The sequence below is a fragment of the Streptomyces sp. NPDC003691 genome, from assembly GCF_053981115.1.
On the sequence record NZ_JBSFNQ010000006.1, the window covers coordinates 158597 to 170518 of the forward strand.

Sequence of the window (11922 nt, forward strand, 5' to 3'; positions counted from 1 at the left end):
CACCACCATTGGCAGCCTCACCACCGTTACCACCGTTGGCAGCCTGACCACCCTTGTCCCCGGGGTCGACTCCGCCACCGTTGGAGCCGCCGTTGGTGTCGGCGGGCGGGTCGTCACTCAGGACACCGAGGCCGGCGTCACTCGTCTGCGAGCCGGTGAACGCCTGGGCCGCCCCGGCCACCGTCAGCGAAGCACCGGCCGCGATCACCGCGCCGGCGGCGATACGTGCCACACGGATACGCGTCTTCTTCGTCATCTACCTGCTACCCCCAGTAGCTGTTCGTCATTGAGCCGGGTCGCCCGGGTGGCTACTCAGAGGAGAGCTTCCGCCCTCACCCCGCTCACTCACGCCCAGGAAACACGCGTGCCGCGCGCCAGCCTTGCCAGTTCCGAACGGCCCGTCAAGCGGGATGCGCGAATGATGCCCGATATGAGAGTCGTTGCCCGAGCCGGGGCTGCACAACTGTGACCCGCAGGACACATCCAACCGCACGTGGCATCAACATTGCCGCTTTGTCGATAGAAGAGGGAGCGGCACGCGCTGTTGCACCCCGGCGCTCGGGTACGCCGAGGAGTCCGGGTGAACACGGATGGGGTGGGCGTCGTCGACGCCCACCCCATCGCCTTTCTACTGATCCGCCTTGAGCGCGCTCGCGATACGGCGGTCCGCGTTTCCCAGCGTCCTCATGAACGTTTCCCTGGATACGTATCGGTCCTGCCTGTCCAGACCGAAGGACTCCAGCTCCACCAAATGTGAGCCGTACCGGGCCCAGTAACTCCAGTTGAAGCAGCCCTGCTTCTCGGACCCGCCGATACAGAGGAGTTCATGCGCATCCGCGGACAGGGGGATGTCCACTTCGACCTTTACGGGATCGTACGGCCAGATATCCCCCCACCACTGTCGCGGACCCTCGTCCTTGAAGGCGGATTTCGCGTCTCCGGTGTCCCCGTAGGCGAAGGCGGACATGCCCACCTCGCAGCCGTCCGGTGTCTCCCAGCGGATGAGTGACGCCTTCGCCGCCCCTCTGTTCTTGCCCGCCGCTTTCGCACCGTCGGTGTTCCAGGGGCCGCAGGAGTCGTCCTGGACGTCTTCCACCGCCATGAGGACACGCTCCGGATGGACACCGGTATCGGCCGTTCCGGCGCACGCTACGGCGGACAGTCCGATGACGGCCATCAGCGATATCCACCTCCTCGGGCGCTCAACAGTACTCATCACTTGATCTTCTGACCCCATCCGGGTTCCGGTGCAGCTTCCCAGTCGGGAATCGTCTCCATGACGACTCTGTGGAGTTGTTCCACCGTCACATCCTTCCCCGAGCTCTCCGACTCCTCGAAGAGACGGAAGCCGGCTCGGATGGAAATATCGTCGCCACTGTCGGTCTTGCCGACCCCCTTCTCACTCACCCGCGACCCTTCCATCAGAACCCTGCCGTTGATCCCGGCCTTCCGGCCGACATAGCCGTAGTGGATGTTCGACCAGACGTCGTAGAGCACCGTCTTGCTCAGCGGATCGGTCGTGATGGGAGTGCGGTAGAGCTGCTTCTCCTTCATATCGAACTTTGCTTCGAGCTGGGGCTTGTGGTCCCAGGGCCCTCCGCTGCGCACCATAGCCGTCCACAGGCCCAATCCCGCGGCGAAGCCGACGAAGGGGCGCCCGACGGTCACAGCCGCGGGGTTGATCTCAGGGAACAACCCGCTCCATGAGAAGCACTCCGTGGGAATGATGGAGCACCGGATGTTCGCCGCAGTCTCCGAATCCGCGTTCTCGTTCATCTCGTCCACCATGAACTGGAGAATCTGGACATAGACCGGATCCGGCGGCGGCGCCCCCTTGTTCGGAGCGGGACAGCTGGCGGACATGTTGCCCGAGTAGCAGTGGGAACCGCCGCCACCACCACCGCCGTGGCTGTTCCCGCCGCCACCACCGCCGCCTCCGCCGCCGGGCTTCGGCTTCGAGTGGTCCACGCCCTCGTTGGGGCGGCCGTTCCCCTTGGTCCCGTCGGGCCGCTTCGGGCAGTCGGGCTGGTCCCCCTTGCCGCAGGCCAGACCCAGGCCGGAGGGGTCGGAGAAGGTCGCCGGGTTCTGCGCTCCGTAGCCATAGCCGTTGAGCGTCTGGTGTTTGTCCATCTCCATGAGCGGGTCGACGGAGATGAACTGTCCGATTCCGGGGTCGTACTGACGCGCCCCCACATGGGTCAGACCCGTTGCGGTGTCCGCCGGCTTGCCCAGGAACCGCTTGTCGTCGGGCCAGGTGCCGACGGCCGTGCCCCGCGGAGCACCGAACGGAGTGCTGAAACGCTTGGCAACCGCCTGTGTCGTGGCGTCGAGGGCCAGACTCGCGGTGCCGTGCCGGTCGCCCGCGAGGAAGGAGACCCGGGAGGTGCCGGATTCGTTGGAGCGCAGTGCGACGGTGATGCCTCCGGCCACGTACGAGCGCGTCGCCCAGGTGGTCTTCGTGGTTCCGGCGACCTTGTGGTGGATCTCGGTGGCACCCAGGTAGAGGACGCTCTCCCCGTCACCCGCCGCGGCGCGCCGGATGAGCAGTGTGCCGTCCGCGTCGTAGAGGTAGCCCGTCTTGCGGGTGCCCTGGACCAGTTCGGTCAGTTTCCCTTCGGCGTTCCAGGCCAGCGTCTGCGAGCCGGTGCCGGGTGCGGGCCGTTTGACGGTGTTGCCCGTCTTGTCGTAGGCGTACACCGGCTCGGCGGGCGGAGTGCCGCACTCCGTGGCGGTCGTGGTGCGGGTGAGGGCGTGACGGCGCTCCGTGTCGTCGTAGCAGTAGGTCGTGGTGGTCGCCGTGCCGGTGACCGGGGTCCGGGTCTCCTTGGCTCGCTGTCCGGCCGCGTTGTAGGTGAAGGCCGTCCGGTAGGGGGCCGCGCCGCCGAGGGTGCGGCTGGTGCAGTCGTCCGTCGCCGGGGTCCATGCCTCGGTGAGCCTGCGGTGACCGTCGTAGCCGAAGCACTGGATGTCGGTCTTCAGGACCGGGTCCGCGTTCGGGGTGTCGGCGAGCTTGGTGACGTTCCCCGCGTCGTCGTAGCTGTAGCTGAGGTCCTGCGGCTTGTAGGGAGCCGTCTGCGGGGTGGTGACGAAGGACCGGGTCAGCCGGTCGGTGCCCGGCTCGTACCGCTTGTCGATGTACATCTTCTTCGCGTCGGCCGCTCCGGAGAGGCCGAGGACGAGCTGCTGCGGCTGTCCCTGGGCACTGTAGGTCGCGTCCAGCAGATAGCCGGAGGTCCCGGAGATTCCCAGGGGCTGGCCGGTCGGCGTATAGCGGTAGGAGACGATCTCCGAGGTCAGGCCGCCTGCCGCGGGCTCTGTGGAGGAGCCGACGGATCCGTCGAGGTCGTACGAGGTCGAGAAGGAGTAGCTGGTGGCCGCTGCTCCCGCGGTCACCAGCGGGTCCGTGGCGGCGAGGGTCAGCTGGGTCTGGGTGGCGCGGTACAGGGCGTCATAGGCGACGATCTTCCTGCCGTACGCCTTGCCCGCCGTACCGCCGTCGTACCGGACGGAACCGTCGGGCTGGCCCTTGGCGAGGTTGTCGTACGACCAGGCGGCCAGTTTGGCCTCGTCCGTACGTGCCGTTCCGGCCCACAGGCCGGTCTTGCGGCCCAGTTCGTCGTAGCCGTAGAGGAGCTGGCCGTTCGCCGAGTTCTTGGTCCAGTCGGACTGGTCGAGAACGGTGTATCCGGTCGTTGTGGTGCCCTTGTCCGGGTCGGCTTCGGAGATCCGCCGCCCGAAGAGGTCGTAGGTGTACGACCACGCGCCGCCGTCCGGGCCGGTGATGGTCGCCTGCTTGCCGTCGCGGGTGTAGGTGAACGCGGTGGTGGTGCTGCCGCTGCCGAGTCCGCCGCCGAAGTCCGCGTCGGTGAAGGCGGAACCGGCGTACTCACGGCGCTCGGTGGTGCGGCCCAGCGCGTCGGTGACCACACGTACGGCTTGCCCACCGGCGGGCGCACTGGTCGCCGTGGAATCGCCGGTGTGCGCCGTGGTCGTCTGCCACTTCTGCGTACCGAAGACGAGCAGGCTGCTGGAGGTGGCGCGCCCGGCGCCGTCGAGCACGGTTTGGAGCTGCCGGGGTGCCTGGCCGAACTCGGCACGGGTGTAGGTGCCGTTCGGCGCGGCGGTCGTGTCGTAGATCCCCGCGTACGTCTCGTAGGCCAGGCCCCGCGAGTCGTACCGGGTGTCCGTCAGCAGCCGTCCGCCGAGCGGAGTCGGGGTCTGCGTCTGGAGCGGGCGCAGCAGCGAGTCGAAGATCTCGTAGGAGGTCGTCACCGTGGTCGACGACTTGATGGTGGAGGTGGCGATGGACGGCGCCGCACCCCGCCGCAGGGTGTAGGAGAAGGTCCTGGTGGCGCTCTGGGCGGCGGCACTGTTGCGGTTGGGGAGCCACACTCCGGTGACACGGCCGAGTGCGTCGAAGGCCTGTTCGGTCTTCTTGTTGTTGGCGTCGTAGATCCGCAGCGGGAGGCCGCGGAGCCCGTCGAGGAAGGTGGTGACGGTGTGAGTCTTGGGGTTGGTGACCACGGTCTTGGTCGGGACCCCGGCGCCTGTGGGCGTATAGGTGGTGCCGGTTGTGTTACCCGCCGCGTCCGTCACGGACACCGGGCGGCCGAGGGGGTCGTAGGCCGTGGTGGTCTGCCGCTGCCAGCCGGACGGGTGCCGTTCGCCGCCGGTGGCCGTCGCAGGATAGGCGGAGGCACGGCCGGTCCAGGTCGCCAGGCCCTTGGTGGGGGTCTGGGCCTCGGTCCACTTGGTGGTGGGGGTCGGGGTGATGTCGTACACCGTCGCCGTGTCGGCGATGACATCGCCGCGGTTCGCGGTGGATGTGGGCAGGCTGAGGTCCGTTTCGGCGGTGGTGCAGACGCTGCCGACGGTACGGGTGCGGGACACCGGGCTGGTCAGACCCGCGCTCGGGTTGCGGGCGTACCAGGTGCGCGTGCAGGTCTCGTCACCGCTGACGGCTCTGTCACCGGCGTAGGCGACCTGGAACGGCATGCCGTAGCTGTCGTAGTCGGTGGTTGACGAGGTGCTGCGCCACAACTGCTTCAGGGGAAGATAGGTGTGCTGGTAGGTGGTGCGGGTCCGGATGTAGTACGCCTCCGTGTCCGCGTGCGACTTGTGCTGGGTGGCGGTCCGCGACGACCAGGGGTCGCTCACCGTGACGGAGACCGGGTTGCTGCCGTCGTAGGTGATCTGCTGGCGCTGGAAGCCGACGTACTGCTCCGCGTCGGTGATCGCGGGCACGTTGAGACCGGGCAGGTCGATGCCGGGCGCGCTGACCGTGCGGGTGCCGCCGGTCTTGATGCGGTTGCCGTGCATGCCCTGGAGGTAGGCGGTGACGGTCCGCGAGCGGGTGCCGCCCGCCGCGCCGGTCCAGGCGGTCACCTTGCCGTAGCCGCGCCAGAGGGACCAGGTGCGCTCGGCGGTGGGGACGAACGGGCTGTCGTTGTGGCGCCAGGCCGGGTTCTCGTACGTATAGGCGTACTCGACCGGCTCACCGTGTCCGGCCGGGTCCGATGCGGTCACCGCGACCACCCGGTATTTGTGGAACCAGTCGATGGAGGCGTCGGTGGCGCCGTTGATGTTCCAGTACTGGGGGTAGCAGCTCTTGGTGTTGGAGTCCTCCGTGCTCGGCATGGAGGGGGTGTCCCGGACGCACTCGGGGTCGCTGTACGAGACGTTGGTGATCGCGCCGGTCTCGGTGGTGACGGAGGCGACGCGGGGCCGGGTCAGCGGCAGGATGTTGCCGCCGCCGGGCTGGGTGCCGCCCGCGACCCGGTTGGGGCGGCGGTGGTAGGTGAAGGAGATGGGGTCGAGGGTGATGGGAGTGCCGGTGTGGCCGGTGCGCTGGATGCTCTCCAGGACGAGGGTCTGGTCGGAGGGGTCCGCCAGATCGCCGTTGGCGGTGAACCGGTTGCCGAGCGTCCAGGAGTCGACCGGTGTGTAGGCGGTACCGGCGAGTACCGAGGTCTCGACTTTGGTGAGGCGCTTGCGGGAGAAGAACGCGGGGCTCTCCGCGATGCAGTCCGTGTCGTTCTCGCCCGCGGTGCACAGGGCGTCGAAGGGCACGTCCGGCCATTTGCTCGCGGTGGTCTCGGTCAGCGGGGCGCAGTCCGCGGCGGTACAGCGGTTGTCGTGGGTGAGGCTGACGCGGCCGGGCGCGGTCTCGGTGAAGAGCTTGTCGGCCCGCTGGCCGTAGAGGATGCGGTTCAGATAGCCGCTGGTCGTGTACTTCGCATTGGCGGTGGACGCCTTGTTCTTGCGGTAGTGGTTGGTCTCGGCGGAGTACCAGTAGGTCATGGCGTTGCCGTGGACGTCCTCGACGAGGTCGAGGTTCCAGCGCCACGCCTGGTCGAGCGAGCGGTCGGCGAAGGCGTTGCCCGCGTCGTATCCGGGTTCGCCCGTGTCGTCGCCGAAGACCGGCACGGTCCAGACCGAGTTGGTGCGCTCGGTGGCCGCTCCGGGCAGCTTGTTCCGGCCGAAGTGGTACTTGGTGCCGTTGCCGGTGGTGACGGTCCACCGCTCGCCGTTGTCGTCGCCGTTGTCGGCCCCGACCTCGTACGTCACGGTCGACGCGTCGTCGTCCTTGAGCCGCCACACTCCGCTGGTGTCGTCCTTGACCAGTTCGGTGGACTTGCCGTTGAGGACCAGGGAGGCGTTCTCGTACTTCCAGCACAGGTCGTACTTCTTGTCGTGCCCGTCCTTGTGGCAGGAGTCGTACTTGCGCTCGATGTACGACACGGCCGTCAGGTCGAAGCCCTCACCCGCCTCGGTGCCCTGGTTGTTGGTGGAGGCGGTGCGGCCGTCGACGCTGCCGGAGTCGTAGGAGAGGCCGAGCGTGGGTACGGGCCCGGCCGCGAGCGCGGGCACCCCCATGTCGTACGACCAGGTGAAGGCCCCGGACGAGCCGCCGGACGTCCAGTTGGAGGAGGCGGCCAGCGGGGTCGCGGAGTAGTCGCCGGCGCCGGACGGGGACTGTCCCGGGCTGGTGGCGGCGACCGCGAGGACCATGTTCGCGGCCGGCGGGGTTTTCGCGGTGAGCCGCTGGGCCCGGAGGTCGTTGTGGGTGGCGAGGGGCGTCAGTTCGCGGCAGCCGGGGGCGTCGGGTGTGGTCAGGGCGCAGGCGGGGAGCTGCCAGAGCTTCAGCCGTGAGGCCCAGCCGCCGCCGATGGCCGAGGCGAAGGTGGAGTAGTCGACGGTGAGGTCGGTGGTGACCGGCCGGTCGGTGCGAGCGGTCAGCAGCACCCCGTCGACACCGACCGCCGCGGTGGTGCGCCGGTCGAGGACGGTGAGCCGGGCCGCGGCACCGGAGGGTGCCTTCCTCCGGTCGGCGGACTTCACTCCGAGGGTGAGCCCGCCCGCCTTGGTGGTCCGGGCGGATTCCGTCAGGGGTACGGAGACTGTTCCGGGAGCGGGCCAGCGGGCCTCGTTCTGCTGCCGTACGGCCCGGCCGATGCCGGCCAGGTCGGCGGCACGCTCCTTGGCGACCCGGTCCCGGGTCTTCTTGGCGCCGGCCGTGTCCATCGTCCGGACCTTGCTGACGCGCTGGTCCGGAACGTCGGGACGGCCGGGCCCGGCGGCCTGCGCCGACGGCGCGAGCGGGGTCAGCCCCACCGGTACGGAGAGGACGGCGGCCAGCAGCGGGACCAGCCAGAGCCGGGTCACGCGCGGCCCTGATCCGCCGGCCGTCACTCTGATCCTGCGTTTGAGCATGAACGAACCCCCACGTTGTCGTGTACGGGGGCAGCGGCGCGCGACGGCGCCGTGACTGCCCGGGGTGGATGCACGGAGCCGCAGCAGCGGCCGCTGTCACCACGCCTCGCGGCGACAGCGGCCGTACCGCTCGACGGCTGGACCTGTCAGTCGCCGATGACGCTCTGGACCTGTTCCTCGCTCGCCATGGCGCCTGCCCACATCCGGACCTCCCGGACCTTCGCGGGGAGGAAGTGGCCCCAGGCCGTGGCGGAGAAGCCCTTTCCGACGGCGAGGTCGCCGATGCCCGGCCGGGCGGTGTACACCAGGTCGGCGTCGTTCTGGGTGTGTCCGATGTGGAGCCTGATGACGGATCCTCCGTCGGACAGCGGATCGTAGACACCGGTCAGACGGACAGGGGTGTCCACATCGGCTTCCACGTCGGAGCTGACCCAGGTCTTGGTGCCGTCCGCGTTGATCCGCCCGAACCGCCACAGTCCGACCGGATGGGGCTTCTCGAGACCTTCGTCGTCGAGCCGGTTCTCCTTGCCGGTCAGCTCGTACCAGAGACCCCAGGAGGATCCGTCGGCGGTGCGCTGCCCGACGACCTGGCCCGTGTAGCCGATCTCCTTGGTGAGCAGCTTGGCGCGGTCGAGCTCGGCGACGGCAGTGACGGTGAAGGCCCCCGTGTCGTCGACCACCGGACCGGCGGTGGTGGCGGCACCGTCGGTGCCGTCGAGATTGAGCGTCTCGCCGTTGAGGGTGGCGCCTCCGGCGAGCGTCAGCCCGCGGCCGTAGCCGGAGGTGGTGTCGGCCACTGCGGTGCCGGTGGCTCCGGTGGCCTTCCAGTCCGCGACCAGCTCGACGTCGGAGAAGCCGGTACGGGTGGAGAGGGTGCGGGCCTCGCGGGCGACCTCCTCGGGCGTGAGGATGCGCTGCCAGACCGCGGCCTCGTCGATGGCGCCCTTCAGGCCGAATCCGTGCTGGCCCTCCCACTTGGTACGGCCGAACTGGAGGGGACCGGTGGCGGACCACGATCCCGGGTTGTGCACTGTCTTCTGGTGCACACCGTTGATGTACAGGTCCTGGCGCCCCGTCGACGGATTGTAGGAGGCGGCGACATGGGTCCAGACTCCGGCGGCGGGCGCTTCCAGGGACCCGGGCCCCCAGAAGGTCGTCCCGTCGTTGTTGTCGTTCGCCTTCACCCCGAAGTACCACTTGCGCGCCGGGGTGAGATAAGCCAGCCGGAACGGGCTGTAGCTCGCGCCGTCCTGCGAGAGGATCGTTCCGCCGACAGCCAGGTCGTCCACCCGCACCCAGGCGGCCACGGTGTAGGAGGAACGGGTCTCCAGGACCGGGCCCGATGTGGCGACCGCGGTGGTGGAGGCACCGTCCAGCTTCAGCCCGCGGTCGTTCCGCGGCTGTGCCAGTGGCTGGCCCTGTTCGTCGTACCAGATCTGCCCGCGCCGTCCCTGGTCGTCGCGCACCGCACCGGCGCCGACGGTCGCGTTGTCCTGCTGGGCGGGGTTCGTGGTCGAGGTGTCGACGGCCGCGCCGGTCGCCTCGTCGAAACGCCAGCGCCCGACCGGTCCGTTGCCCTCCTGTACCAGGAAGCTCACGACCTGGGACGCTCCCCACCGGCCGACGGAGTCCTTGGCCCGGACCTCCAGCTGGTAGGTACCGGATTCGGGCGGGGCGATGTCCCGCTGGACGACTTGGAGGACGGTTTTGATCTCGGGCAGCCAGGCGGGATCGCCGGATCGCTTGTACTGGTAGGCGACGATGTTGGTGTTGGTGTCACCTGCCCCCGGGGCGAAGGTGAAGGCGCCCGGGACTCCGGGGCCGCCTCCTGGGGCGCAGGCGGTTGTGGTGCAGAGCGAGTACACACTGTTCGCCGTTACCGTGGGCGCCTTGGGGGCCGTCGGGTCCACCTTGAAGTAGCAGAGCCCGCTGCCGCCGGACGTCAGATAGTTGGAGTAGCCGTTGTAGTACGAGAGCGTCTTCGCCTGGATCCGGTACAGCGTGCCCTCGGTGAGCGTCTGGGCGATCGACGGTCTGGCGGTCTGGTTGTTGGCGAGGTGTCCCGATGTCGGCGATACGAAGGGAGCGGCGACCTCGGCCCAGGTGGACCCGGTCTGCTTCTCCACCCGGAACTGCGCTCGCAGCCGGGCCTCGGAGGATCCTCCGGACAGGGTCCGGACGGTGGCAGTCACCTGGGGCGTGGGGTCGCTGATGGTGGAAGGGTCGGCGGCAGTGGGCGAGCAGACCACGCCGGAGCCCATCACCAGGCCGGCCGCGGCCGGGTAGTTCGGCCGCCCCACATAGTCGACCACCAGGGTCGCGTCGTTCTTGAACCGCTTCCAGGCGCTGGTGTCGGTCTCGTCGTGGGCCCGGATCATCAGGGTGAGCCGGGTGAACTTGCCCGCGGCGAAACTGCGGACCGTCGCCGTCAGGTTCTCGTTGGTCTCCTCCGGGTTGTCGTTGAAGTCGATGGGCGCGTCCGGGGAGTCCGGGTCGCACAGGCTGCCGCGGCCTGCGGAGACGTGCCGGTCGACCATCAGGTCGAGTTCGGCGGGACGGCTCGACCAGGTTGTGGCGGAGGAGATGTTGTTGGTGCGGACCAGGTTGACCCAGCGGGGGTCGCACTGGAACGCCCAGGGTTCGGTGATACGGAAGGTGGCGTCGAGGATGTGCTTGCCCGCAAGGGAAGCGGGCGAGAACTCGAAGTAGAGCTTCTGTATGTAGCCGGGGCCGCAGTAGTAGCCGTTCCAGGTGCCGCACTTGCCCGCGCCCTTGCCGCGGTCGTCGGTGCCGTTGTCCCAGTCGTAGTCGGTGTGGCCGTCGGAGCGCAGCAGGGTCCGCTCGGCCTCGCCCCAGGAGACTTGGGGATCGATGTAGAGGGGGAAGGCGGCAGGGTCGGCCTTCTTCATCAGGGCCGCGTCGGGTACGAAGCTGATGCTGTCTCCCGCAACGGTGATGGGCAGATCGGCCAGGTCGTCGCCGGGGCGGGGGCCGGTTTCGGAGGTCGTGTCGACGGCGGCGGCCACCGGAGCCGGGCTCGCACCCCCCGGTTCGTGACGGGCGGCGGCCGACGCGTCCCGGGCCGCGCTACCGGCGGCTGCGGTGGCGGAGGCTCCGGACGAATCCCACATCCTGGCGGGCGGGATGGTGAAGACTTCGGTCGCGTCGGCGTCCACGGCGGCGATACCGCCGCCCTCGGTCCGGGTGATCTTCAGCCTGTTCACCGAGGTGGAGAAGGTGATCTTCTTGAGCGCCGGATCGGCGGCCGCCTTGGGCGTCTTGACGACCAGCACCTCGCGAAAACCGTCGACGGTCGCGGTCATCCGCAGGTCGATACCGGGCCGGACCTCCGGGTAGACGGCGCTGGCGCCGTCCAGAACAGGCTTCGGCAGTCGGCCCGCCCAGCCCAGCCCCAGGGTGCGGCCGTCACGGCTGATCTTCACCAGCCCGGCTCCGGCGCCACCGCCGGAGAGCGTGAGGTCGACGGCGGACGCCCGGGGGCGCAGCGTTCCGTCCGGCTGCTTCACCAGTGTGGGATCGGGCTTGGTCCATGAACCGTCGCGGGCTTTCACCCGGACCGGGACGACGGACTGTTCCAGCCGGAAGGAGGAGCCGTCGGGGTTGGCATAGGTGGTCTCGAACTCGGTACGGGCACCGACGACCTCGACACGTTCTCCGGTTGCCGCCGCCTTGCGCAGCGCCGTGCCGGCCTCGCCCTCGTCTTTGCCGGTGGTGACCCCGGGAGCCCGCAGAGGCTCTGCGGCGGCGAGCGCCGGCACTCCGGTCCAGACGAGTACCCCGCTCAGTGCCACCGTCACGGCTCTTCGACGCCACGACAACATGCGCGTGCCGGACACAGACATCGGCCACCCCCCGTAGCTCACTCACGTCACTGAGTGCGCATCTTCACGAGACCTTCATGGGCACGTCAATGAGCGAGTTGATCTACGTCCTGGCGACATCTGCGAGAATGGCTGATTTTCACCCATGAAAATCTGTTGTATGCAGCAAGAATCAATTTTCAAAGAACTTTGATGTTGGCGCAAAAGCGACCAACCAGTAAAAATTACGTGATAGCTGGATGAAGAAATGGCAAGAAACACGAAGAGCGCCGACCCCTCGGGGGGGCGCGCGTCGTGTTAGGTCGGGGCTCCGCCCCCGCGGCTACATCTCAAGCAGCTAGCGCCAACGGATGACCGCCTACACGAA

3 protein-coding genes and 1 pseudogene are annotated in these 11922 nt (G+C 68.7%); all 4 read right to left on the bottom strand.

The annotated features are described in order from the left end of the window. Positions 1 to 256: pseudogene (locus ACWDR0_RS05415) on the bottom strand (hypothetical protein); the annotation flags it as partial. 372 nt (positions 257 to 628) lie between these two features. Then, positions 629 to 1216, bottom strand: a complete 588-nt coding sequence (locus ACWDR0_RS05420; protein ID WP_456350287.1) for a hypothetical protein — start codon at positions 1214 to 1216, stop codon at positions 629 to 631. After that, positions 1216 to 7665 (bottom strand): RHS repeat-associated core domain-containing protein, encoded by a 6450-nt coding sequence (locus tag ACWDR0_RS05425; RefSeq protein ID WP_456350288.1) that lies wholly within the window; start codon positions 7663 to 7665, stop codon positions 1216 to 1218. Before ACWDR0_RS05425 ends, ACWDR0_RS05420 begins: the two co-directional genes overlap by 1 nt. Positions 7666 to 7859: 194 nt before the next feature. Continuing rightward, on the bottom strand, positions 7860 to 11531 hold the full coding sequence (locus ACWDR0_RS05430) for a LamG domain-containing protein (protein ID WP_456350289.1): 3672 nt from the start codon (positions 11529 to 11531) through the stop codon (positions 7860 to 7862). Positions 11532 to 11922 lie beyond the last annotated feature (391 nt).